This window comes from Streptomyces sp. NPDC048278 (genome assembly GCF_040652195.1).
In the GTDB taxonomy this organism is placed as follows: Bacteria; Actinomycetota; Actinomycetes; order Streptomycetales; family Streptomycetaceae; genus Streptomyces.
In genome coordinates this window covers 1-22975 of sequence record NZ_JBEZLP010000046.1, presented here as the reverse complement: position 1 = coordinate 22975, position 22975 = coordinate 1, and the positions used below count along the sequence as shown (strand labels likewise).

Genomic DNA, 22975 nt, shown 5'->3' with positions numbered 1-22975 from the left:
GGCCCATGGCCGCTCGTGATCGCTCCCGTCACCGCGGGCCCGGTGTCCCCGCGGGGCGGAAGATGGCAAGCGAACAGCAGTCGGTCCTCGAACCCGACGTCCCACACGTCCCCGGCCGCCCGGGCCCGCCCGCGGGAGCGGGGCCGCTCCCCCGGCGCACCGCCGCGGCCCGGCTCGCCGCCGCCCTGCGGGCCCGCCGCCGGTGGCTGGTACCGGTCCTCGCGGTGCTGCTGCTCGGGCAGATGGCGGCGGCGATGGTGACCACCGCCGTCCAGCAGACCCCCACCATCGACGAACCGGTCTACGTGGCCACCGCCACCGACTACCTGCACGAGCACCGGCTGCGCTACAACACCGAGCACCCGCCGCTCGGCAAGCTCGTGATCATGGCCGGCCTCGCCGTCGCCGACCCGCACTACGACCCGTCGTACCGGGGCGACCAGGGGCAGGTGGGACGGCATCTGCTGTACTCGTCCGGCAACGACCCCTGGCGGGTGATGCTGTGGGCGCGGCTGCCGGTGATCGTGCTGACACTGCTGTTCGGTCTGGTGGTGTTCGCCTTCGCCCGTGAGGTCCTCGGTACGGCCGCCGGGCTGCTGGCGCTCGCCCTGTACTGCTTCTCCCCCGACGTCGTCGCGCACGGCTCGCTGGCCACCCTGGACGTGCCGTCGGCCGGGTTCGTGCTGACGGCGGCCTGGCTGGTGTGGCGGGCCCGGCGGCGGCCCCGGCGCTGTCTGCCCCTGGCGGGGGCGGCGCTGGGGGCCTCGGTGGCGACGAAGATGAGCGCGCTGCCCGCGATCCCGGTGCTCGTGGCACTGGCCGTGGTGTCGGTGTGGGGGGCGCGCCCGGGGCGTGCGCTGCGTGCCCTCGCCGCGGCGGCCGTGGTGGCCGTGACGGCGGTCGCCGTCGTGTGGCTCTCCTACCTGGCGGTCGACCCGCGGCTCCGTCCGCTGTCCGCCCAGCCGGTGCCGGCGGTGCACGGACTGCGCGGCCTCCTGGTCGACCTGATGCCCTTCCCGCAGGCCTACCGGGACGGCATGCGGATGCAGTTCGCCATGGAGGACTACCCCTGGCAGGGCTACCTGTTCGGGCACCTCTACACCGGCTCCCGCTGGTACTACCTGCCGGCCGCCCTGCTGGTGAAGACCCCCCTCGGCATGCTGGCGCTGTGGGCGGCCGGTGCCCTCGCGCTGGTGGCGGTACGGCGGCTGCGGCGGGCCGCGCCCTACCTCCTGCTGCCGCCGGCCGTGCTGCTGGTCTCGGCGATGACCGGGTCGCGGGACTTCGGGACGCGGTACGCGGTCTTCATGCCGATGTTCCTCGCGGTGGCGGGAGCCGCGGTCCTGACGGTGCGCCGGCGGTGGGCGCGGCCGGTGGGCGGGGCGCTGGCCCTGTTCGTCGCGGTCAGCTCGCTGCGCGCGTTCCCGTTCTACCTGCCGTACGCCAACGAGGCGTTCGGGGGTCCGGCGAAGACGCACCTGTGGCTGCACGACTCCAACGTGGACTGGGGTCAGGACCTGGGCCGGCTCGCCGACCGGCTGAGGGAGCGCTACCCGGGCGAGCGGATCTGGCTGGTCTACAAGGGCAGTGGCGTCCCGGCGTACTACGGCATCCACGCCGCCGACCCTCGCGAGGTGCCGCCCGGGCAGGTGCACGGAGTGCTCGTCGTCTCGGACTCGTCGGCCGCCAAGGCACGGGGCAGACTTGCCGAATTGATCGACACCAGCCGTGCGGTCGATGATGTCGGTCATTCGATCACCATCTATCGGCGATGACCGTACGATCCATCCGATCCACCGGCGCGGACCACCGCATCCGTCGCCGGTGAGCACCGGAATCCCGGTGCTGTTTCCGCATCCTGGGCGTTCGCCGCCGGGACGGTCCGGCGTACCGCACAACCCCTGGTCACCACGGTCCGTGAGCTATGTTGAGTCCTCGTGGGAGACAAAGGAGGCGCTTCGGTGCCATCGCCGCAGCAGGCCCGGGCCCAGGCATCCGCGATCACCTCGGGCAAAACCGTGCCGGAGGCGGAGGCCGCGCCCACCTCCCAGCTCCGCGAGCTGTTCGACGGTCCCCGTCTCTCCCCCGGCCAGCGCCGCATCGCCCAGTACCTGATCGACCACATCACCGAGGCGGCCTTCCTGTCGATCACCGACCTGGCCGAGCGGGTCGGGGTCAGCCAGCCGTCGGTGACCCGGTTCGCGGGCGCGGTCGGTTTCAGCGGCTACCCGGCGCTGCGGGAGCGGCTCCAGTCGATCGCGCTGCGCACCCTGGCGGGCGGCACCGGGCCCGCCACCGAGCAGCGCAGCAACGAGTTGCAGGCCGCCGTGGACGCCGAGATCGAGAACCTGGAGAACCTGCGCCGGGACTTCGCCGACCCGGACCGGGTGATCTGGATCGGCCGCGAGCTGTCCCAGTCGTCCCCGCTGACCGTGCTGGGCCTGCGCATCTCCGTCTCGCTTGCGGAGTACTTCGCCTACGCCGCCCGCCGTATCCACCCCGACGTACGGCTGGTGACCCGGGGCGGCAGCGTGGCCTACGACGCGCTGCTGCAGTCGCGCGAGGCGGGCGGCACCTGGGTGCTGGCGTTCGGCATGCCGCGGCACGCGCAGGAGACGCTGACGGCGATCCGGGTGGCGCGCACGGCGGGGCTGCGGGTCGCGCTCGTGACCGACCTGGCGCTCGGCGCGCTGGCCGACGAGGCCGACGTCACCTTCAGCACCGGCATCGGCTCCCGCCTGGTCTTCGACACCTACGCGGCGCCAGGTCTGATGGCAGCCGCCCTGCTCCAGGCCATGACCGACGCCGACCCCGCGCGCACCCAGGCGCGGCTGGAGGAGTACGAGCAGGTCGCCGAGGAGCACCAGTTCTTCCTCAAGGACTGACCTGACCGGCCTCGGACCGGACGTCCCCCGCAGGACCACGTAGGGGGATTATTCACCTCATTTCGCGCATGAATGTTTTCATACGTCTTGAAAACCGGACGGCATATATAAATACTGCTCAACGGATCACCCCCGGCCCACTCCGGGCACGTTCCGCACCCGAGGACGCACCGCTCGCACCCTCCCCGAGAAAGCCGACGGACCGCCCATGCGCACGCAGCACGAACCGCAGTGCCGGCGGCCGGCGCCCGGGGCCTCGCACGGACACCCCCAGCCGCCGTCTCCTACCCGCGTCGGCGCCGGGGATGTTCGAACGGGCATCGCCTGCGCGATCCGCCCGCGGCGGCTCCGGCCATCCCCTAGGCCGGAGCCGCCCACACCCTCGTCGAGCACCCTCACGACACCGCACACCCGGAAGCGATGACCATGACTCTGACGACGACCGCGCGCATCAGCCCCGACTGGCCCTGCCAGGTCAAGGCACCGGGGAGTTACGACTGGGAACGCTCCGCCGCCAAGTGGCTGCGCGAGCTGGTTCCGGCCCGCTACGCCAGCTACCCGGCGCTGATCCGGCACCCCGTGCTGCTCGCCCGGCACGCGCAGATCCAGGTCCAGCACGAGGTCCGGGTGGCGCGCACGGCGCTCCAGACCGCGCGTGCCGAACTGCCCCTGCTGGGTCTGCCGGAGTCGGTCATCGAGCACACCATCAAGCTGTACGCGGCCGAGGTCATGCAGCTCCAGCACATCGCCCGCAGCGTCCGCGTGGTCACCGAGGCGCTCGTCGGGCACAGCACCGGCCGCTGACCAAATCCGTCCACGGATGCCCATATCCTTCACGGATCGGGTACGAGTGTGATCGGAGACACCGTCTTGTGCGATGCTCGACCCGTGACGAGCGAGTACGTGCCTGCAGTGGACACCGGCGCCGTCGCCGAGCTGGCAGCCCTGGCCAGGATCGTGTCCAGGCAGCGCGCGGAGCTGGACCTTCTGCGGGAATCGGTGGCCGCTTCCGCGGTGGTGGAGCGCGCCAAGGGTGCGCTGATGGCCACCACGGGCTGCTCCCCCGACGCCGCGCACGAGGCGCTCGCGCAGCGGGCCGAGGCCGGTGACCGCACGCTGCTGGAGGAGTGCTGGCTCACCCTCGGCGCCCTGATGCCCACCACGCCCGCCGCCGCGGTCCCCACCGGTACGGGTTCCGCCGGTACGGTCCCCGCCGCCGAACCGCTCGCCCCGGCCGTGGCCCGGGAGACGCCCGGCCGGCCCGGCACCGCCGAGATCCTCGGCCGTCTGGGCAAGGCCCTGCTGCACGTCGGCTCCCCGCAGGAACTGGCCGGAACGCTCCGCGAGCACCTGACACCCCGAATCGACGCCGACGCGGTGCTGCTCTACCGGCGGCTGCCCGGCGACGGCCTCGAACTCGTCGGGCACGCGGGACTCGACGCCACGCTCGCCGCCCAGTGGCACCAGGTACCGCCGCTGCAGGGGTTCGCCCCGCTGGAGGCGCTGAAGGCGGGCGAGCCGCTCTGGCTGGAGGACTTCACCGAGGACCGGCAGTCGTTCCAGCTCATCGACGAGCCGCCCGGGCGCTGGCTGTCCCGGGCCTGGCTGCCGGTCTCGGCGGACACGGTCCTCGGCGTGCTGCGCCGCCGCGAGGGCGCCTTCGGCCTCGCGGACCGTGAGCTGCTGCGGTCCGTCGCCCGGCTCGGCGCCGGCCGGCTCGGCGCCCTGGGCGCCCCCGCCGAACCGGTGGCCTCGGACCTCTCCGCGGCGGTGCAGTCGGTGCTCGACGCGCTGCCGGGAGCGACGGTCCTGCTGGTCCCGCTGCGCACCGGCGCCGGGGAGGTGGAGGACTACCGCATCGAGGCGGCCACTCCGGGAGCCGTCGACATCCTCGGCCGCACCGGTCGCGAGCTGGTCGGCTCGCACATCCTGGAGAGCTATCCGTCCGTCGCCGGCGAGTCGCTGTGGCAGGGGTACCTGAAGGCGCTCGGCGGGGGCGAGCCGTACGAGGGCGAGCCGTTCGTCTACGAGGAGATCGTCGCGGGGGTGACCGTGACCGCCACCTACTCGGTGCGCGCGGCGCGGCTCGGCGACCAGTTGCTGGTGACCTGGCTGCGGCACGACACCGAGGACCGCCAGGAGCAGCGGCTGGCGGAGCTGCAGCGGCTGGGCAACCTCGGCTGGGCGAACTGGAACCTGGTCACCCGCCAGGTCAACTGGTCGACCCAGGTGTACACCATCCTGGGACGCGACCCGGGACGCGGAGCGGTGCCGCTGGACCTGCTGCCGGACCTGGTACTGCCCGAGGACGCCCACGCGCTGGCCCGTGCCGTGTCCGAACTCGCCCGCACCGGCCGGTCGTTCGACGTACCGTTCCGGATCAGGACCGGGAACGCGGTACGGCACCTGCGGGCCGTCGCGGAGGCGGTGAGCGCCTCGGACGGCACGGTCGTCGAGGTGCACGGGTTCGTGCAGGACCTCACCGCCCAGCGCAGCGCCGAACTCGCCCTGGTGGACAGCGAGCGGGCGATCCTCGTGCAGCGCGGCGTCCTGGATGCCGAGCGGGCGCTCGCCGCCCGGCTCCAGCACGCGCTGCTGCCGCTGCCCAGCAATCCGGTGCGGCTGCACGGGCTGCGCGTCGAGGTCGCCTATCTGCCCGCCCAGGCGGGGGTGCATGTCGGCGGTGACTGGTTCAGCGCCATCGAACTGCCGGACGAGACCGCGCTGTTCGTGATCGGCGACGTGGCGGGCCACGGGGTCGACGCCGTCGCCACGATGGCCCAGCTGCGGTTCACCGCCAAGGGCATGGTGAGCACCGGCTCCTCGCTGACCGGTGCGCTGGCCCGGCTCAACTTCCTGCTCCTGCACTCGCGCGACGCCCAGTCCACCGCGACGCTCGTCCTCGCCCGCTACGAGCCTGCCGAGCGGCGGCTCGCCTGGGCCCAGGCGGGTCACCCGCCGCCCCTCCTCGTGCGCGGGGGCAGGGCCCACCGGCTCGACCGTCCGGAGGGGATGCTGCTCGGCGCGTCGGCGAACCCGGTCTACGAGTCCGCCGAGTTCCAGCTGGAGCCCGGCGACCGGCTGCTGCTGTACACCGACGGCCTGGTCGAGCGGCCCGGCGAGGACATCGACGCGGGCCTGGACCGCCTGGCCGCCGCCGCGCTCGCCGCCGGACCCGGCAGCCTGGACGCGCTCCTCGCCGCGATGCTGGCGGGCGAACGCCGGGACGACGTGTGCGTGCTGGACATCCGGGTGCCGGTGGCGGACGAGGAGTAGTCGCACCTCCGGGCCGTCAGCCGTCGGTGAGGCTGGTGCGGGACTCCAGGGAACGGCGGGTGTCGTCGCCGTAGACACCGCGTTCGTCCCCGCTGATGCCGTACCAGATCTGGAAGCGTTCCACGGCAGCGGTCAGGGCCGCGTCGTAGGTGCCGGCGGTGGAGCCGTCGCGGTAGACGTCCGGGATGCGGAGCAGGCGCTGCTCCAGCTCGACGACCTCGGGACCGGTGTCGCCCTGGCGGAGGGTGCCGGCACCGTCGGGGTCGGCGGAGGTGTCCGAGGCGGGCGGGGTGGAGGCCGGGGCCGTGGTCGCGGACGTCGCGGACTCGGTCGGCTGGGCGGCCTCGGCGGTGCCTTCCCTGCCGGGAAGCAGCAGGGCGCAGCCGAAGCCGACCAGGGCCGCCGCGCCGACGGCCACCACGACGGCGGCCCGGCGCAGTCCCGGCCCGAAGCCGAAGGAACGGGAGGGGTCGATGCCGTGGCCACGGCTGCCGGGCGCGGTGCGCGGGCCGTCGGTGACGGGCGGCAGTTCCTGGGTCTCGTCCTCCGTGCCGGAACCGAAGGACCCGAAGGAGCCGAGGGACCCGGTGCCGGAACCGGCGGCGGGCTCGAAGGCCTCGAAGTCCGCGAGCCCCCGGCCTCTCCCCTCCCTCGCCTCCCTCTTCTCCTTTGCTTCCTTCGCTTCCTTCGCTTCTCTCGTCTCCCGCGTCCGCTCGGCGGCCTCCGCGTCCGCGTGGAACTCGCGCATCAGCTCCGCGAGGGTGTCGAGCCGGCGCGGGCGCAGGACCCGGACGGGTTCCAGGACCGGCCCGCGGTGCGGCTGTTCAGGGTCGGGCGGTGTCGACACACTGCTCTCCTTCCACTCCCCGTGCGCACGGGGAGTCCGCGATCCCCGAGAACACATACGGGAGGACCGCCCCGCCGGTTCAGCCCGGGCGCACGACCGGGCCCGAAAGGACAGGCAGAGCACTCAGTCCCCCTCCTGCCTGCACTGAGTGCCACGCGGGCCGACGGAATGCTACGTTCGCGTCCATGAGCTCCAGCAGCGCGGCACCGCCCGCCAAGCCGCCCATGCGGGACGCCCTAATCGCGGCGGCCTTCCGGCTCTTCGTGGAGCGCGGGTACGAGCAGACGACCGTCGACGACATCGTTGCCCTCGCGGGCGTCGGGCGCCGGTCGTTCTTCCGCTACTTCCCGTCCAAGGAGGACGTGGTCTTCCCCGACCACGAGGGGTGCCTGGCCGACATGACGGCCTTCCTGGCGACGGGCGACCCGGAGTGCGAGCCGGTGCGGCAGGTGTGCGACGCGGCCCGGCTGGTGCTGCGGATGTACGCGGAGAACCCGACGTTCTCCGTGCAGCGCTACCGGCTCACCAAACAGGTGCCGGGGCTGCGCGCGTACGAGCTGTCGGTGGTGTGGCGCTACGAGCGCGCGCTCGCCGACTACCTGCGCGGCCGGTACGCGGGCCGCCCCGACGGGACGCTGCGGGCCGACGTCGTGGCGGCGGCGGTGGTCGCGGCGCACAACAACGCACTCCGCTCCTGGCTGCGATCGGACGGGCGGGTCGACGCGGACGAGACGGTCGGCCACGCCCTCGGGTACGTGCAGGCCGCGTTCGGCACCCAGGCCGCCGGACCCGCCGCGGGCGGGGCGCCGGCCGGGCTCTTCGGCGGCCCGGCGGAACACCCGGACGACGTGGTCGTCCTCGTCTCCCGGCGGGACGCCCCGCTGTGGCGGGTGGTCCAGGAGATCGAGTCCGCGTTCGGCCGCGCCTGAGATTCCGGAAGACCGCATATTCGGGGTACGCAGTGCCTTTACGGCTGGCACTGAGTGCCATACGCTGTCGGCGTGCACGGTGGCACGGCCGACCGGGCACAGGCGTGTGCGGCCAGGTCCGGACACGCGGGATTCCGGGCGAGCGCAGGGAGTTGACCAGCGTGTACCACCACTCGACGAGCGCCACGCAGTCGGCGGTCGGATTCGCGACGGGCGTTCTCGAGCCCGTGCCCGCGGACCGCGCCAAGGACGCCATCGTCTACCAGCGCTGCACCTGGTGCGGCACCGCGATGTACCACCGCCTGCTCTGCCCGGTGTGCCAGGGCAGCGAGCTGCGGACGGAACGCAGCGAGGGCACGGGCACGGTCCGCCACTCGACGGTCGTCCACCGCAACACACCCGCCGCACGCAACGTGTCCCTGATCGAGATGGCCGAGGGCTTCGTGGTCCGCGGCCGGGTCATGGGCCCGCCGATCGGCATCCACAGCGGCGACCGGGTCAGGCTCTCCACCGCCAAGGACCCGGTACGGGGCGAGCCGGTCTTCCAACTCCTTGACGAGCCGTACCGGGCGTGGAGCTGACGCTCACGCATCCGGTCGCCCGGTGAACGAACCGCCCGACCGGGCCGGCGCATCGGGACACGTGATCCGCCACTCGCACCCCACAGGCAACCCACAGACTCGACTCTCCGTCCTCCGGAGCGCGAGGGGCTCTCCGGGACCGTCCGGATGGCCCGTGCTCGCGGTCCGAGGAGGAGGGAACATTGGTCCGTACCCGGCGCATATGGGTCACCGCGGCGGCGGTGCTCGCGCTCGTGGGAGGAGTGTCCGGCACCACCGCACACGCTCAACAGGTCCCGGCCGCAGCCAGGTCCGACGGGGAGCTGCCACCGGGCTGGCACATCGACCAGGGGCGGCAGGCGCCCCAGTTGGTGTGGCGGTCCGCCAGGCGGGTGCCGATGGGGGACGCGCGGGTTGAATTCCGTGCGGACGGGCGGCTGTTGGGGGTGCCGGAGCCGGAACGGGACGGGCACACCTTCCGACTCGGCCTGGACGGGGCCCGGGCGGGGGCGCTGAAGAACCTTCAGGTCTGGTCCGGTGGACGCCGATTGGACTCCCGGCCGGCAGCGAAGCCGGGGGTCGCGCCACCGGCGGCAGTGCGGCCCCCGGCCCCGCTGCCGGCCAATCCGGTGGACCCGGGCAAGCCCGGCCCGTACCGGACGAAGACGGGCTCGTACCGGCTCAGGTCGGTGCGTCTGCCCGGGTTCTCCGTCCCGGTCGAGATGCAGGCCATGGTGGTCGCGCCCGCCGGGGCCGCAGGGGCCCGCCCGCTCGCGCTGTTCCTGCACGGCCGCCACGCCACCTGCTACGCCCCGCAGGGCGGCTCCGACGACGCCTCCGGCGCCTGGCCGTGCCCGGCCGGCACGCTCCCCGTACCGAGCCACCGGGGTTATCTGCGCGACCAGCGACTGCTGGCCTCCCAGGGCTATGTGACGGTGTCGATCTCGGCCAACGGGATCAACGGCCAGGACTGGCAGGCCGAGGACGGCGGCGCACAGGCCCGTTCGTCCCTGATCCGGCTGCACCTCGCGCACTGGGCCGACTGGGCGCACGACCCGCACCACGCACCCGCCATCGTGCGCGAGTCCCCCCGCGCCGACCTCTCCCGCGTGCTGCTGATCGGCCACTCGCGGGGCGGCGAGGGCGTCGACCGGGCGGCGCTGGACAGCCTGTACCCGCCGCCGGCCGCCCAGGACGGCTACCACGGCAGGGTGCGCTGGCACATCAGCGGGACCGTGCTGATCGGCCCGACCGTCTTCGGCCAGAACCCGGTCCCGGACGTGCCGTCGGTCACCATCCTGCCGGGCTGCGACGGCGACGTCTCCGACCTCCAGGGCGAGGTGTACGTCGACGGCACCCGCGGTGTCAGCAGCGGCAAGGCCCTGCACAGCGCGGTGTACGTGATCGGCGCCGACCACAACTTCTTCAACACCGAGTGGACGCCGGGGCAGGCGCAGGCCCCCGCGGAGGACGACTTCTTCGACGACCCGGACCACCCGGACCCGGTCTGCTCGCCGGGTGCCGCGACCCGGCTCACCGCCGACCAGCAGCACCGGGCGGGCTCGACGTACATCGCGGCGGCGGCCGGGCTGTTCGTCGCGGGCGACGACAAGGTCCGTCCGCTCCTTGACGGTTCGGGACGGCGGGCGCCGTCCGCGGACCCGGCGCGGGTGCTCGGCCACGCGGTCGGCGCCAACCGCGGCGCCGGGTTCCTGCCGGACGGCAAGGTCACCGTGACCGGCGGCCGGCTGTGCTCGGCGGTCGATCCCGACCCGGCGGTGGCCTGCCTGGGCGAGGGTGCCTCCGGCGCCTCACCGCACTTCGCGCGGTGGGAGACGGCACGGGAGTCCGGCCGGCACGCGATCGCGCTGCACTGGACGTCCGCCGGAACCCCGGCCCGGGTCCGGGTGGCCCGGCCGGTCTCGCTCTCCGGTGCCGACGCACTCGCGCTGCGGGTCTTCGTGCCGCCGAACTCCCGGGGCACCGCCCTCGACGTGACCGTCACCGACAGCCACGGCCGACGGGCCACGCTGGGCCGGGTCCGCCTCGACGGGCTGCCCGGCAGCGACCGCACCGCGTCCTACTGGGCGCGCGAACTGCGCGTCCCGCTCACCGCCGCCCGCCGCGCCGGCCTCGACCTGCGGTCCGTCACCTCGCTCGAACTGACCCCGCGTTCGGGCTCCGGACAGGCCTGGCTGATGGACGCCTGGGGCTGGCGTCCGGGCACCCCCGCGGTCCGCGCGCCCGGGCTGCCGCGCGTCGACCTCGGCCGGCTCACAGTCGACGAGGGCGACTCGGGTGTCCGGACCTACCACGTCCCGGTGCGGGTGTCCGGGCGGGGCAGCGGCCAGGTCCGGGTGTACGTCGTCGACCCGGCGACCGGTACCGCGAAGGACCGCCTGGTCACCGTGCGGCCCGGCGGCCACGGCATCGACGTGCCGGTGAAGGTGCGGGGCAACACCCGCTACGGCGCCGACGTGCCCTACGACGTGCTGGTCAAGGCCGTCCACGGGGCGGTCGTCGGCTCCTACCTGGGCGGGGTGACCGTGCACGACGACGACCCGGCGCCCACCGTCACCGTGACCCCGCTCGCGGACCGGGTGACCGAGGGCTCGGCCCTGAAGTGGCGGATCTCGCTGTCGGAGACCGCGGACACGGACATCGGCGCGCTGTTCGTGCCGGTACCGGCCGGCAGCGGCTCCACGGAGCTGTCCACCAAGGACGTCGACCCGGCCTGGCTGGCCGACGTCTCCGGCGCGGATCCGGACCCGGAACGCCCGCTGTCCCAGGTCGACGGCCTGTACCTGTGGCTGGACGTGCCCGCCGGGCAGACCGGCCTCGACGTGACCGTGCCCACGGTAGGGGACCGGGTCGCGGAACCGGCCGAGTCGGTGACCTTCCGGCAGGCGGACGACGAGGGCAAGCCGTTGCCCGGCGGTCTGACGCTCACCGGAACGGTGCTGGACGCCTCGTAGCGCTCCGCGCGCCCTGAGGGGGTCCCGGCCTCCTCAGGGCTTCAGGGTCACCCGGATGCCGAGCGTGCCGTCGCTGCCCCGGCGCAGCCTGCTGCCGAGCAGGACGAGGCGGCCGGAGATGCCGTACTTGCGGGCGATGAGGCCGCGGTAGCGGGCAGCGGTGGCCGCGTCGGTGATCTCGGCGGTGGCCGGTACCGGGTCACCGCTCGGATTGCCGCGCACGTCACAGGGGCCGACCGTGACGTCGGCCCGGCGCCGGATGCGCTTGACCTTGAACGAGTCGGCGACCGTCCAGACACCGAGCGCATCCCCGTCCCGCACCACCCACACCGGCGTGGGAACGGGGGTCCCGTCCTTGCGGTAGCTGGTGACCAGCAAGTACTTGCCGGCACCGAGCCGGTCGAGCGTCGTACCGGTGGTGTCGTCCATCCCTGAAGTCTAGGCGGACCCGCGCCCCGAAGGGGTGCGGGGAACTGCGCGACCAGCCCCCACCGACCCGCGGTCGGCGAAGCGCTCAGACATCCGCCCGCCGGCCGAGCAGTTCCAGATACCTCCGCGCGAACAGATACGCGTCACCGGGCCACCGGGCCGACAGATACGCCCCGTCCTCGACGACGAACGCGTAACTGTCGTCGGTCGCCGTGCCGCGCCGCGTCAGCTCGCGGGGCCCGCGCTCGAACTGTGCTGCCGGGTCGGCGAGGGCGCCGCGCACCTCGTCCTCGACGTAGGCGGGGTAGGTGCGGTAGTAGCGGCCGAGACGCCAGGCGGTGGTCACGTAGGCCGTGCGTTCCATGTACTTGGGCAGGCAGGTGGTACGGCGGCCGGACAGCACGCTGCGCCCGGTCTGCGGATCCAGGGTGCGCGCGAGCACCAGGACGCCGTGGCAGATCGCGCCGACCGGACGGCCCAGTGCCCAGAACTTCCGCACCTGGTCACGCAGTTCGGGCGAGCCCAGGTACTGGCGCATGCCGGGCGCGTGTCCGCCGGGCAGCAGCAGCCCGTCGAAGCCGGTGACGTCGAGGTCGGACCAGGCGGCCGTGGCGGTGAACTCCGGTGCCGCGGTGAGCTGTTCGTAGAACCGCTTGGGTTCGTCCTCGGCGCCGAGCTGTCCGAACAGGACGCCGGTGAGCAGCCGTGGGTCGGCGGCGGGCCGGGTGCCGGCGCGTTCGGTGGCGAAGACGACCTGGTGGCCGGCCCGGGTCAGCTCCCGCCAGGGCACGGCCACCTCGGTCACGTCGAAGTCCCGGTCGGGAAGCGGCATCAGCACACGCATGCGGCCATGATGTCAGCCGCGCTGTAGCGCCTCACGCGAGCGCCGCCGCCATCCGCCGTACCGCCTCCGTGATCACCTCGGGCGAGGTGGCGAGGTTGAACCGGACGTGCCCGGCGCCGCCGGTCCCGAAGGGGAGGCCGGAGTTGACGGCGACCCGGCCGCGCTCCAGGAAGACCTCGGCCGGGTCGTCGCCGAGGCCGAGGGCGCGGCAGTCGAGCCAGGCGAGGTAGGTGGCCTCGCCGGGCCGGTACCGGATGCCGGGCAGCCGGCGGTCGAGCAGGCCGGCGAGCAGGCGCCGGTTCTCGTCGAGGCCCGTGAGCAGGGCGTCCAGCCAGGCGGTGCCGTCGGTCAGGGCGGCGGTGTGGGCGATGACGCCGACGTGGCTCGGGCCGTGGCTGACCTCCTCGGGCAGCCGGGCGAGGTCGGCGGCGGCCCCGGGTCCGGCGAGGGCGAGCGCGGCCTTGAGGCCCGCGAGGTTCCAGGCCTTGGACGCCGACATCAGGGACAGCCCGCGTTCGGCGCCCGGCACGCTCAGGTACGGCACGAAGCCGACGCCCGGGGCGGTGAGCGGGGCGTGGATCTCGTCGGCGACGACCCGGACGCCGTACCGCTCGGCGAGGGCGCCGACGGCGGTGAGTTCGTCGGCGGTGTGGACGGTGCCGGTCGGGTTGTGCGGGCTGCACAGCAGATACCCGGCCCGGCCGCCGCCGAGTCCGCGGAACGCCGCTTCCAGCACGCCGAGGTCGATGCGGCCGTCGCCGCCGAGCGGGGCCTCCACCACCTGCCGGTCCATGTGTGCGACGAACTGGTGGAACGGCGGGTACACCGGCGAGTTGACGACCACCGGGTCGCCGGGCCCGGTGACGAGCTTCAGCATCTCGACGACGCCGAGCATCACGTCGGGGACGATCGCGGTGCGGGCCGTGTCGAGCCCGTCCCAGCCCCAGCGTTTCGCGGCGAACGCGGCGAGCGCCTCGGCGTAGGCGGTGCCGGCCGGGTAGCCGGTGTCGCCGCGTTCCATCGCGTCCGTGACCGCGCGGACGACCGCCGGGGCGAGCGGTACGTCCATCTCGGCCACCCATACCGGGAGCACGTCCTCGGGATAGGTGCGCCATTTCATGCTGGTACGACATCGCAGCCGGTCGAGGGTGAGGGCGCGCAGCGGGTTCGGTTCGCCCGGATTCTCCTGCGGGGTGCTGGTCATGGGCTCAAGATAGGCGGCTGCGGCGGGGCCGGGAACGAGGCGTACGGCCGCGCCGCACTGCCACGGGATCGTAAAGATCACCAACGCTGTGAACGTCCTGGAGGCCGCGGACGTATGGAGAGCAGGGCGCTCGACGACCGGAGGGCCCCGCGGTGCAGGCACCGCGCGTTCGGGGTTTCGGGAGCCATGGATGAGGCACGCACGACGACGGGTCGTCCGGCGGGGGACACAGCTGGCGGCGGTCGGCGGACTCCTTCTGGGAGGCGCGATGGTCACCACGGCCATGGCGAGCGAGACTCCCGGCACGTCCGCCGTCCCGTTCAGCTCGGGCTCCGCGACCGCGGCCGGTGACACCGGCGCGGCGCTGGTGGCGAAGCTCGGCACCGCCCGTACGGCGGGCAGCTGGATCGGCGCCGACGGCAGGCCGGTGGTCGCGGTGACCGACGCCGGGGCCGCGGCGATGGTGAAGCAGGCGGGCGCCGAGCCCAAGATGGTGTCGCACAGCATGAACGAGCTGAAGGCGGCGACCGCCACACTGAAGGCCGCGCCGCGGGTGGCCGGCACGGCGTGGGTGGTGGACTACAAGACGAACCGGGTGACGGTGGAGGCCGACAGCACGGTCTCCGCCTCCGACTGGTCGGACCTGAGCCGGGTCGCGGCGGGCATCGGCGGTTTCGTGCAGATGCAGCGCTCCGAGGGGAAGTTCACCACCCGGCTGAACGGGGCGCAGCCCATCCTGTCGACGGGCGGCCGTTGTTCGGCCGGGTTCAACGTCACGAACGGGACCACCGACTTCATCCTCACCGCCGGTCACTGCGGTCCCGCCAACACCATCTGGTTCGACGAGGGCCAGGGCAACGACCAGCAGGTGGGCACCACGATCGACACGCAGTTCCCGGGCAACGACTTCTCGCTGATCCAGTACGCGAACGGGAAGGCCGGTGACAACCCGGACGTGGTCGCGATCGGCAACGGCCAGGGCGTGCGGATCACGGGGGCGGCCGATCCGACGGTCGGCGAGAAGGTGTTCCGCAGCGGCTCCACCAGCGGTCTGCACGACGGTACGGTGACCGCGCTGAACGCGACCGTCAACTACCCGGAGGGCACGGTCACCGGGCTCATCCAGACCAACGTGTGCGCCGAACCGGGCGACAGCGGCGGCCCGTTGTTCTCCAACGGCATCGCGCTGGGGGTGACCTCGGGCGGCAGCGGCGACTGCACCACGGGCGGCGTGACGTTCTTCCAGCCGGTGACGCGGGCGATGGCGGCGCTGAACGTGCAGCTGATCGTGACGAAGCAGGCGGCCGGGGCCCAGGGCGCCACGCCCGCGCCGTCCGCGTCGGCCAACCACAGCGCCATCGCGCCGAGCGCGGCCTCGCCCGGTTCGACGGCGCCGGTCACCGGGGACGACACGAGTCTGGTCGCCCGGCTCACGGACACCCGCAACGTCGGTCCGGGTCTGCTGGTGATCGGGGGCAGTCTGATCGCGCTGGTGGGCACGCGCTTCATCCGCGCGGAGCAGGACCGCAAGGCCTACCAGCGCTACTACTCGGCCACTTGGGGCTGACGGGGTGGCGGGGGGCGGCGCGGGGTCTGCCGCGCGAGGTCCGACGAGAAGGGCACCCGGCCTCTGCGGGTGCCCGGGACGGGCGGTCAGGCCGGCTGGCCCGGCTGCTACGGGGTCGCCGCCGCCCATTCGAGGACGAGCCGCTGGTACTCCTCGCGCTGCTCGGTGCTCAGTGTCCCGCCCGACCGGAGCCACAGGGCCCGGATCTCCTCGTTGACCTCGTCGGCCGATCGCTCGGTGACGCTTTCAACAGTGGTGGACATGGTGTGAAGCATATGCCGGTCGACGTGAAGGCGCCGTGAGTAAGTACGACTGATACGGACATATCGGACCGTGTTACTCGTCACGTCAATATGTCAAGCACAGGCGGGAGTTCGCTGCCGTCCGGCACCGCCCGCACCTGCGGAAACGGCAGTTCAGCCACCGGCCCGGCCGAGCACCAGAACCTGGATCGCCAGGACGGCGGCGCCCCGCGCCCAGTCGTGGAAGTCGGAGACCTTGGTCTCCAGTCCGAGCGGGGCGGCGAGCGGGTGCCGGTGGGCGCGGACCGTCTCGCGCACCGTGCCGCCGGCCACCTCCATCAGGCCGACCCCCTCCCCGGCCAGCAGGATCTTCTGCGGCATGACGAAGTTGGCGATCTGCGCGAGCAGCGTGCCCAGCGCCCGGCCGGCCTCGCCGATCACCCGCGCGGCCAACGGCTCGCCCGCGGCGGCGCCGGCGAGGATCTCCTCGTACGACGCGTCGCGGCCGGTGGCGGCCCGGACCTGGTAGCGGATGCTGGGGATGGTGAGCAGCGACACGGCGCTGCCGCGCTCGCCCTGCGGGGTGAGCGGGCCCAGCGGGTCGATGATCCAGTGCCGCCCGAAGCCGCGGTCCTCCTCGGCGCAGGGGACCCGCTTGCCGCCGAGCACCAGGCCGTAGCCGATGCCGGCGCCGATGGTCAGCACGACGAAGCGGTCGAGTCCGCGGCCGGCGCCGAACCAGGTCTCGGCCTCGACCAGGGCGGCCACGTCGTTCTCCACGACGACCGGCAGCCCGGTGCGCTCGCGGACCAGCCCGGCCAGCGGGACGTCACGCCAGGACAGGTAGGGCGACTCGCCGACCACCGCGTACTCGCGCACGAACCCGCCGACGCCGATGCCGATGCCCGCGACGGCGGGGTGGCGGGCGACGAGCTCGGCGGTCATGGCGGCCAGCAGGTCGGCGACGTACTCGGGGTCGTGGCCGGCGAGCGGCCGGTCGAGGCGGGCGACTATGTCGCTCCTGAGGCTGGTGACGACGGCGTAGACCATCTCGTCGGTGATCTTGAAGCCGATGAAGGACCGGGACTCGGCGACCACGGCGAGCGGCTGCGAGGGCCGGCCCTGGCGCGCCTCCGCCGGGGCGCCCGTCCAGGGGGCCTCGACGAGCAGCCCGGACTCGATGAGCGGCTTGGTGAGCCGGGTGAGGCTGCCCTGGGAGAGGTTCAGCCGACGGGCCAGCTCGGTGCGGGACAGCGGGCCGTGGACGAGTACCTCGATCGCCACGGAACGCTCCGCGGAGCTCAGCGGCAGCCAGTCGGTCACGGCTTCCCTTTTCTTCCGGAACTGAAGCAACCAAGCCACCCTACTGTGCGCCGGGTGCGCCGCATAAGCGCCCTGCTTGCACCTTCCTGACTTCCTTCCGCCCCTTGACGCCAAGATTCTTCCGCGACGAAAGTAACCCCCATGACTTTCTCACTCGGCATCGTCGGCGCCGGACAGTTCTCCGGCCAGTTCGCCACGCTGTTCCAGGCCCATCCCGGCGTCGGCGACGTGTACGTCACCGACCTGCTGCCCGAGCGGGCGGAGAAGCTCGCCGCCGCCCAGGGTCTGGCGGGCACCTTCCCGTCGTACGAGGCCATGCTGGAGTCCGACGTCGACGCGGTGGCGATCTTCACCCAGCGCTGGACGCACGGCCCGCTGGTCCTCCAGGGCCTGAACGCCGGCAAGCACGTGTACTCCGCGGTCCCCATGGCGATCACCACCGAGGAGATCGCCGCGATCATCGACACGGTCAAGGCGACCGGGCTGACGTACATGATGGGCGAGACCAGCCAGTACAACCCGGCGACCGTGCACGCCCGCAACCAGATCGCCGAGGGCGCCTTCGGGCGGCTGTTCTACGCCGAGGGCGACTACGTCCACGACATGGACCTCGGCTTCTACGACGCCTACCGCTACAGCGGCGGCGAGAACTGGAAGGCGACCGCCAGCTACCCCCCGCTGCTCTACCCGACGCACGCGGTGGGCGGGGTGCTCGGCGCCTGGCAGACGCACGCGGTGAGCGTGTCGGCGATCGGGGTCGTGGACGACCGCGGCGACGGCGTCTTCGACAAGGAGGTCAGCCAGTTCGGCAACGACGTGTCCAACGCGACCGCGCTGTTCGAGGTGGCGGGCGGCGGCTCGTTCCGCACCAACGAGTTCCGGCGGGTGGGCTACCCGTCCCACATCCGTGAGTCCCGCTTCCGGTTCTTCGGCACGGAGGCCAGCATGGAGCAGCTGGCGACGGTGGCCCTGTGGCAGGACAAGAAGGGCGTCCAGGACATCAGCGAGCTGCTGGAGCCCAAGCCCACCATGTCCCCCGACGACCCGTCGCTCCAGCACATCGCGCCGGAGCTGCGGGCCGCCTTCACCTCCGGGTCGGCGCCGGTGCACGACCGGGCGCGGCTGCCGCGGGAGTTCGAGACGCTGCACAACGGGCACGAGGGCAGCCACCACTTCCTGGTGGACGACTTCGTGACCGCCGTCAACTCGCGCAGCCTGCCGTCGGTCAACGCGTGGGTCGCGGCCCGCTACACCCTGCCGGGCATCATCGCGCACGAGTCCGCGCGGCAGGGCGGGGCCAGGCTGGAGATCCCGGACTTCGGGGACGCCCCGGAGAGCTGAGCCGGAGCCGCCGGCCGGGGCCGGCGGCGCGGGCCGGGTGCCGTCAGGTGCCCGGCTTGCGGCCGTAGACGTAGACGTCGTCGCCGGTCTTCAGCAGCGACCAGTACTTCTTGGCCGTGGTGGGGGTCATGTTGACGCAGCCGTGCGAGCCCGGCGGGTTCCACATGCTGAGGTTCACCGAGTGGAAGGCCTGGCCGCCGTCGAAGAACTGGCTGTAGGGCATCGGCACGTTGTAGACGGACGAGACGTGGTCGATGTCACGCCAGTAGATCTTCTTCAGGCCGGTCCGGGTCTCGAACCCGTTCCGGCCGGTGCGGACCGGCACCGGGCCGTAGACCAGCCTGTTGCCGTCCTGGATCCAGCTCAGCTGGAGCGTGAGGTTGACGCAGGCGATGCGTCCCTTGTTGGTCGGGCACTTGCCGTCCTTGTTCGGCTTGGTCCCGACGGCCTTCTGCTTGTTCATCAGGTCCATCACGCCCCAGGTGACGGGACCCGCGTACCCGACGGCGGGCGTGATGCCGTGCTTGTTCTGGAAGGCCTGGATCGCCTTGCAGTCGGCAGTGGACTGCTTGCCGTCGACCGGCCGGCCGAGGAACTTCTCGACCTGCTTCTGGTACGGCCCGGCCTGCGTGGTGCAGCTCGCCGCCTGCGCGGGAGCGGACGTCAGGGCGAGGGTGAGCGGAGCCACCAGGCCCGTGACACCGAGCACTACGGCACTTCGTCTACGTATGTCCCCCATGTGATGCCTGTCTCCTTTTCCTGCGCTTTTTCCTGCGCTGTGGTCTCGTCGTACTTGACCGCCCGATGCGCGGCATTGGTTGTAGCCCGGGGCGGGCTGTGACGAAACGGTTAACTTAGCCGCCGCGGCCGACCCGGCCGGCATCGGTCCACTTACCCGGAAGTGGCCCGCGCCACAGCGTCGTGGCCGACCTAGTGTGCGGTTCATGCACCCGGCACTCGCCGCCGATCTCGCCCGGCTTCCCGAACTCCTCCAGTCCGCCCGCGACGAGGCCGTCCGCGCCGCGGCCGGGTCGGCCGAGCGGCCGGTGGCCGCGCTCGGTCCCGCACCCGCGCGGGCGCCGCTGCCCGAGCAGGGGGAGGGCGGGGCCGGCGCGCTGGCCCGGTTCACCGAGCGGTGGGCGCCGGGAATGTCCGCCTCGACCGGCCCACGCTACCTCGGTTTCGTCACCGGCGGTGTGACCCCCGCCTCGCTCACCGGCGACTGGCTGACCTCGGCCTACGACCAGAACCTGTCCGGCGACGCCGGTTCCTGGGGTGCCGCCCTGGAGCGCGAGACCGTGTCCTGGCTGGCCGGGCTGTTCGGGCTCGGCGAGGCGCACAGCGGGGCGTTCGTGACCGGCGCCACGATGTCGAACACGGTCGGGCTGGCGATCGCCAGGGAATGGCTCGGCGAGCGGCTCGGGGTGGACGTCGCGCGGGCCGGTGCCGCCGCGCTCGGCCCGGTCGACGTGCTCTCCGGCAGCCCGCACTCCAGCGTCGGCAAGGCGCTGTCGGTACTCGGCATCGGCCGGGACCGGCTGTGCCGGGTGCCGCTGCTGCCCGGCAACCGGGAGGCGGTGGACGTGACCGCGCTCGACGCGGCGCTGGCCGCCCTGGAGGGGCGGCCGGCGATCGTCGTCGCCAACGCGGGCACGGTGAACACCGTCGACTTCGACGACCTGCGGGCGATCGCCGCGCTGAAGGAGCGGTACGGCTTCTGGCTGCACGCGGACGCCGCGTTCGGCGCGTTCGCCGCCCTCTCCCCCGCCCACGCCCCGCTCGTCGCCGGTCTCGACGCGGCCGACTCGGTCTGTGTCGACCTGCACAAGTGGCTGAACGTCCCCTACGACGCGGCCGTCCAGTTCACCCGCCGCCCGGACCTCCAGGTGGCCGTCTTCCAGAACGAGTCCCCGTACCTGGGCGCACCCACCGGCACCCCGGACTTCCTGCACCTGACCCCGGAGAACTCCCGCCGGATGCGGGCGCTGCCGGCCTGGTTCGCGCTGACCGCGTACGGCCGGGACGGGCACCGCGAGATCGTCGAACGCAACGTCACCGAGGCCCGCCGCCTGGGCGACGGCATCGAGGAGCTGCCCGCCCTGCGCCTGCTCGCCCCGGTCCGGCTCAACGTCGTCTGCTTCACCCTCGCCGAACAGCCCACCCAGGAAAGGGTGGCCGCCCTGGCCCGGGCGGTCGCCGCGTCCGGGGAGGCGTTCCTGACGCCGACGGTGTACGGCGGGGTGCCCGCGCTGCGGGCGGCGTTCAGCAACTGGCGGACCACCGGGGACGACACGCGGCGCGTGCTGGCCGCGCTCGCGGCGGCCTCAGCGGCTCTCTGACCCGTGCCGGGCCTCCCGGTGCGGTCGCAGCGCCGCGTGGAACCCGCTGTGCACGGCGGTGAGTCCGCCGTCGACGCTCAGCGTGGTGCCGGTGATCCAGGCGGCGTCGCGGGAGGCGAGGAAGGCGACGGCGGCGGCGATGTCCTCGGGTTCGCCGACCCGGCCAAGCGGGTACAGCGGGCGGACGGCGTCGAGTTCGTCCTCCCGGCCAGCCCAGGCCGAGGTGCGGACCGTGCCCGGCTCCACCAGGTTGACCCGCACCCCGCGCGGGGCCGCGTGCCCGGCGAGGGTGCGGGTCAGCGAGCCGAGGCCGGCCTTGGCGGCGCTGTAGGCGTGGTTGCCGAAGTCGGCCCGGGCGTTGACGGATCCGATGCTGACGATCGCGCCCCGGCCCGAGGCCGCGAGATACGGGAGGGCGGCCCGGCAGCAGCGGTGGACTCCGGTGAGCGTGATGTCGAGGTCCAGGGCCCACGCGTCGTCCTCCTGGTCCTCGAACCGGGTGACGTCCGGGGTGCAGTGCGCGGCGCAGTTCACCAGCACGTCCAGGGTGCCGAAGGAGGCGACGGCCCGCTCGACGGCCGCCTCCACCGAGTCCCGGTCGGCGACGTCGCAGGCGAACGCCGCCACCGCCAGCCCCTGTTCGCGCAGCACGGCCGCGGTCCGCTCCGCCTCGGGCAGGTCCCGGTCGGCCGCCAGCACCCGTGCGCCCTCCTCGGCCAGCCGGCGGGCGACGGCCGCGCCGATGCCGCGGGCCGCGCCCGTGACGAGAACCCCGTGTCCGGCAAAGCGAGTCAGTCCGGTCATGACGACGACCGTACGGGCCGGACGATCAACAGGACAGATACCGTGCGCACATGACCGCGTTCCTGCAGCAACTCCCGGCCCTGATAGGCGTCGTGATCGGCGCGCTCGGTTCGTATCTCGCGGTGGTGCGGGGTGACCGGGCGCGGTTCCGGCGGGAACAGGAGGCGCGCTGGGAGGAGCGGCGGCTCGCCGTGTACAGCGACTACGCGCGGGCGCTGAAGAAGACGGTGAACCTCACCTACCGTGTGGCCGCCCATCTCGGCAACGACCCGCATCCGCACCCGATCTCCCCGGCCGAGGCCGAGCCGCAGCTGGCGGCGGCCACCGACGGCCGTGACCCGGCCGGGGAGGCACTGATCATGCTGGGCAGCCGGGAGGTGGTGGAGCAGGCCCGGGAGTGGGTGACCGCGGTGATGGCCATGGAGCGGTTCATGCGCTCCGGGACGGTCGACCCGGACGCCTGGCAGGACCTGCTGGCACGGCAGCGGGCCTGCCGGGAGCGCTACTACACCGCCGTGCGCGCGGATCTCGCGCTGCCGCCGGGGCACCCGGCGCTCTGGCCCACCCGGCCGGTGTCCGACGGCTGAGGGCGGGCCGGTTCCGCGGTGGCCGGTGGCGGGCCCGCCGCGGAAGCCGGCTTCGGGTGCGGGTCAGTGCCCCCGGGCGATCCACTCCGCCAGCTGGGGTGCCTCGGCGCCGATGGTGGTCGGGTCGCCGTGCCCGGTCAGGACCTTCGTCTCCGGCGGGAGGGTGAGCAGCTTGTCCCGGATGGAGTCGATGATCGTCGGGAAGTGCGAGTACGACCGCCCGGTCGCGCCGGGGCCGCCCTGGAAGAGGGTGTCACCGGTGAAGACTACGCCCAGGCCGGGGTCGTGGAGGCAGACGGCGCCCGGGGCGTGTCCCGGCGTGTGCAGCACGGTCAGGTCGGCACCGGCGGCCTCGATGACCAGCCCGTCGGACAGGTGGTTGTCGGGGTCGCGGTCGGGGTGGGTGAGCTTCCACAGCGGCAGGTCGTCGGGGTGCAGCCAGATCTTGGCGCCGGTGAGGTCCGCGAGGGCGGGGGCGGCGTCGATGTGGTCGTTGTGGGCGTGGGTGCAGATGATCGCCTTCAGGACACGGTCGTCGACCGCCTCGGCGATGGCCCGGGCGTCGTGCGCGGCGTCGATGACGATCACTTCGCGTTCGTCGCCGACGATCCAGACGTTGTTGTCGACGTCCCAGGTGCCGCCGTCGAGGGTGAACTGCCCGGAGGTGACGAGGCGTTCGATGCGCGTGGTCATCACAGCACCACCACCGAACGCAGCACGTCGCCGCCGTGCATGCGCTCGAAGGCCTTCTCCACCTCGTCGAGCTGGATCGTCTCGGTGACGAAGGCGTCCAGCGGCAGCCGCCCCTGGAGGTGGAGGTCGA

20 protein-coding genes and 1 pseudogene are annotated in these 22975 nt (G+C 73.2%); 11 read left to right on the top strand and 10 right to left on the bottom strand.

The features are described 5' to 3' along the window. The first annotated feature begins 62 nt into the window (after window positions 1-62). The 4 genes from AB0D74_RS44800 to AB0D74_RS44785 all read left to right on the top strand — a co-directional run bounded on the left by AB0D74_RS44800 (window position 63) and on the right by AB0D74_RS44785 (window position 6161). Window positions 63-1775: a phospholipid carrier-dependent glycosyltransferase gene (locus tag AB0D74_RS44800; RefSeq protein WP_362600308.1), complete on the top strand. Its 1713-nt coding sequence runs from the start codon at window positions 63-65 to the stop codon at window positions 1773-1775. A gap of 186 nt (window positions 1776-1961) precedes the next feature. Next, window positions 1962-2885: a MurR/RpiR family transcriptional regulator gene (locus tag AB0D74_RS44795; protein ID WP_362600305.1), complete on the top strand. Its 924-nt coding sequence runs from the start codon at window positions 1962-1964 to the stop codon at window positions 2883-2885. 420 nt (window positions 2886-3305) lie between these two features. Continuing rightward, on the top strand, window positions 3306-3689 hold the full coding sequence (locus tag AB0D74_RS44790; RefSeq protein ID WP_362600302.1) for a hypothetical protein: 384 nt from the start codon (window positions 3306-3308) through the stop codon (window positions 3687-3689). An 84-nt stretch (window positions 3690-3773) separates the two neighbouring features. Continuing rightward, on the top strand, window positions 3774-6161 hold the full coding sequence (locus AB0D74_RS44785) for a SpoIIE family protein phosphatase (protein WP_362600300.1): 2388 nt from the start codon (window positions 3774-3776) through the stop codon (window positions 6159-6161). A 16-nt stretch (window positions 6162-6177) separates the two neighbouring features. Here the strand turns inward: AB0D74_RS44785 and AB0D74_RS44780 are convergent, their stop codons facing one another. Further along, window positions 6178-7008, bottom strand: a complete 831-nt coding sequence (locus tag AB0D74_RS44780) for a peptidoglycan-binding protein (RefSeq protein WP_362600298.1) — start codon at window positions 7006-7008, stop codon at window positions 6178-6180. A 185-nt stretch (window positions 7009-7193) separates the two neighbouring features. Between AB0D74_RS44780 and AB0D74_RS44775 the strand changes: the two genes are divergently transcribed. From AB0D74_RS44775 to AB0D74_RS44765, 3 genes are all read left to right on the top strand, one after another. After that, the gene (locus AB0D74_RS44775) at window positions 7194-7937 is read left to right on the top strand and encodes a TetR family transcriptional regulator (protein ID WP_362600296.1); all 744 of its coding nucleotides are present in this window, start codon (window positions 7194-7196) and stop codon (window positions 7935-7937) included. Between the two features lie 161 nt (window positions 7938-8098). Then, window positions 8099-8518 carry a zinc ribbon domain-containing protein gene (locus AB0D74_RS44770; RefSeq protein ID WP_362600293.1) on the top strand — a complete coding sequence of 140 codons (420 nt, stop codon included), beginning with the start codon at window positions 8099-8101 and terminating at the stop codon, window positions 8516-8518. 182 nt (window positions 8519-8700) lie between these two features. Continuing rightward, on the top strand, window positions 8701-11472 hold the full coding sequence (locus AB0D74_RS44765; protein WP_362600290.1) for a hypothetical protein: 2772 nt from the start codon (window positions 8701-8703) through the stop codon (window positions 11470-11472). A 33-nt stretch (window positions 11473-11505) separates the two neighbouring features. Here AB0D74_RS44765 and AB0D74_RS44760 read toward each other — a convergent pair whose 3' ends face one another. The 3 genes from AB0D74_RS44760 to AB0D74_RS44750 form a co-directional block, all read right to left on the bottom strand. Then, window positions 11506-11901: a PPOX class F420-dependent oxidoreductase gene (locus AB0D74_RS44760; RefSeq protein ID WP_362600287.1), complete on the bottom strand. Its 396-nt coding sequence runs from the start codon at window positions 11899-11901 to the stop codon at window positions 11506-11508. Window positions 11902-11986: 85 nt separating this feature from the next. Then, window positions 11987-12745, bottom strand: coding sequence for a type 1 glutamine amidotransferase domain-containing protein (locus tag AB0D74_RS44755; RefSeq protein WP_362600284.1), 759 nt, complete (start codon window positions 12743-12745; stop codon window positions 11987-11989). A gap of 31 nt (window positions 12746-12776) precedes the next feature. Beyond that, the gene (locus AB0D74_RS44750; protein ID WP_362600281.1) at window positions 12777-13949 is read right to left on the bottom strand and encodes an aminotransferase class I/II-fold pyridoxal phosphate-dependent enzyme; all 1173 of its coding nucleotides are present in this window, start codon (window positions 13947-13949) and stop codon (window positions 12777-12779) included. Between the two features lie 190 nt (window positions 13950-14139). On the opposite strand from AB0D74_RS44750, the gene AB0D74_RS44745 reads away from it, so the two are divergent. Beyond that, window positions 14140-15516: a S1 family peptidase gene (locus AB0D74_RS44745; RefSeq protein ID WP_362600278.1), complete on the top strand. Its 1377-nt coding sequence runs from the start codon at window positions 14140-14142 to the stop codon at window positions 15514-15516. Between the two features lie 107 nt (window positions 15517-15623). On the opposite strand, the gene AB0D74_RS44740 is transcribed toward AB0D74_RS44745, so the two are convergent. Together AB0D74_RS44740 and AB0D74_RS44735 are read right to left on the bottom strand one after the other, a co-directional pair. Then, window positions 15624-15779 carry a hypothetical protein gene (locus AB0D74_RS44740; protein WP_362600447.1) on the bottom strand — a complete coding sequence of 52 codons (156 nt, stop codon included), beginning with the start codon at window positions 15777-15779 and terminating at the stop codon, window positions 15624-15626. Window positions 15780-15932: 153 nt separating this feature from the next. Further along, window positions 15933-17081, bottom strand: a complete 1149-nt coding sequence (locus tag AB0D74_RS44735) for an ROK family transcriptional regulator (RefSeq protein WP_362600275.1) — start codon at window positions 17079-17081, stop codon at window positions 15933-15935. 141 nt (window positions 17082-17222) lie between these two features. Between AB0D74_RS44735 and AB0D74_RS44730 the strand changes: the two genes are divergently transcribed. Further along, a complete protein-coding gene (locus AB0D74_RS44730; RefSeq protein ID WP_362600272.1) occupies window positions 17223-18422 on the top strand; it encodes a Gfo/Idh/MocA family oxidoreductase in 1200 nt (399 codons plus the stop codon). Between the two features lie 43 nt (window positions 18423-18465). Here the strand turns inward: AB0D74_RS44730 and AB0D74_RS44725 are convergent, their stop codons facing one another. Then, the gene (locus AB0D74_RS44725; protein ID WP_362600268.1) at window positions 18466-19161 is read right to left on the bottom strand and encodes a L,D-transpeptidase; all 696 of its coding nucleotides are present in this window, start codon (window positions 19159-19161) and stop codon (window positions 18466-18468) included. A 205-nt stretch (window positions 19162-19366) separates the two neighbouring features. On the opposite strand from AB0D74_RS44725, the gene AB0D74_RS44720 reads away from it, so the two are divergent. After that, a complete protein-coding gene (locus AB0D74_RS44720; RefSeq protein ID WP_362600266.1) occupies window positions 19367-20761 on the top strand; it encodes a pyridoxal-dependent decarboxylase in 1395 nt (464 codons plus the stop codon). Here the strand turns inward: AB0D74_RS44720 and AB0D74_RS44715 are convergent. After that, a complete protein-coding gene (locus AB0D74_RS44715) occupies window positions 20747-21565 on the bottom strand; it encodes an SDR family NAD(P)-dependent oxidoreductase (RefSeq protein WP_362600263.1) in 819 nt (272 codons plus the stop codon). The genes AB0D74_RS44720 and AB0D74_RS44715 overlap by 15 nt on opposite strands. A gap of 50 nt (window positions 21566-21615) precedes the next feature. On the opposite strand from AB0D74_RS44715, the gene AB0D74_RS44710 reads away from it, so the two are divergent. Then, complete coding sequence (locus tag AB0D74_RS44710) at window positions 21616-22152, top strand: hypothetical protein (RefSeq protein ID WP_362600260.1); 537 nt, start codon at window positions 21616-21618, stop codon at window positions 22150-22152. A gap of 63 nt (window positions 22153-22215) precedes the next feature. Here the strand turns inward: AB0D74_RS44710 and AB0D74_RS44705 are convergent, their stop codons facing one another. Together AB0D74_RS44705 and AB0D74_RS44700 are read right to left on the bottom strand one after the other, a co-directional pair. Beyond that, window positions 22216-22845 carry an MBL fold metallo-hydrolase gene (locus tag AB0D74_RS44705; protein WP_093506757.1) on the bottom strand — a complete coding sequence of 210 codons (630 nt, stop codon included), beginning with the start codon at window positions 22843-22845 and terminating at the stop codon, window positions 22216-22218. Further along, window positions 22845-22975: pseudogene (locus tag AB0D74_RS44700) on the bottom strand (S-(hydroxymethyl)mycothiol dehydrogenase); the annotation flags it as partial. The pseudogene AB0D74_RS44700 and the gene AB0D74_RS44705, both read right to left, overlap by 1 nt.

Bases quoted from the DNA above. Each gene is read 5' to 3' on its own strand.
- AB0D74_RS44750 (WP_362600281.1), bottom strand. From the start codon at position 13,949: ATGACCAGCACCCCGCAGGAGAATCCGGGCGAACCGAACCCGCTGCGC.
- AB0D74_RS44800 (WP_362600308.1), top strand. From the start codon at position 63: ATGGCAAGCGAACAGCAGTCGGTCCTCGAACCCGACGTCCCACACGTC.
- AB0D74_RS44755 (WP_362600284.1), bottom strand. From the start codon at position 12,745: ATGCGTGTGCTGATGCCGCTTCCCGACCGGGACTTCGACGTGACCGAG.
- AB0D74_RS44715 (WP_362600263.1), bottom strand. From the start codon at position 21,565: ATGACCGGACTGACTCGCTTTGCCGGACACGGGGTTCTCGTCACGGGC.
- AB0D74_RS44725 (WP_362600268.1), bottom strand. From the start codon at position 19,161: ATGGGGGACATACGTAGACGAAGTGCCGTAGTGCTCGGTGTCACGGGC.
- AB0D74_RS44745 (WP_362600278.1), top strand. From the start codon at position 14,140: ATGAGGCACGCACGACGACGGGTCGTCCGGCGGGGGACACAGCTGGCG.
- AB0D74_RS44720 (WP_362600266.1), top strand. From the start codon at position 19,367: ATGCACCCGGCACTCGCCGCCGATCTCGCCCGGCTTCCCGAACTCCTC.
- AB0D74_RS44790 (WP_362600302.1), top strand. From the start codon at position 3,306: ATGACCATGACTCTGACGACGACCGCGCGCATCAGCCCCGACTGGCCC.
- AB0D74_RS44705 (WP_093506757.1), bottom strand. From the start codon at position 22,845: ATGACCACGCGCATCGAACGCCTCGTCACCTCCGGGCAGTTCACCCTC.
- AB0D74_RS44730 (WP_362600272.1), top strand. From the start codon at position 17,223: ATGACTTTCTCACTCGGCATCGTCGGCGCCGGACAGTTCTCCGGCCAG.
- AB0D74_RS44740 (WP_362600447.1), bottom strand. From the start codon at position 15,779: ATGTCCACCACTGTTGAAAGCGTCACCGAGCGATCGGCCGACGAGGTC.
- AB0D74_RS44760 (WP_362600287.1), bottom strand. From the start codon at position 11,901: ATGGACGACACCACCGGTACGACGCTCGACCGGCTCGGTGCCGGCAAG.
- AB0D74_RS44775 (WP_362600296.1), top strand. From the start codon at position 7,194: ATGAGCTCCAGCAGCGCGGCACCGCCCGCCAAGCCGCCCATGCGGGAC.
- AB0D74_RS44710 (WP_362600260.1), top strand. From the start codon at position 21,616: ATGACCGCGTTCCTGCAGCAACTCCCGGCCCTGATAGGCGTCGTGATC.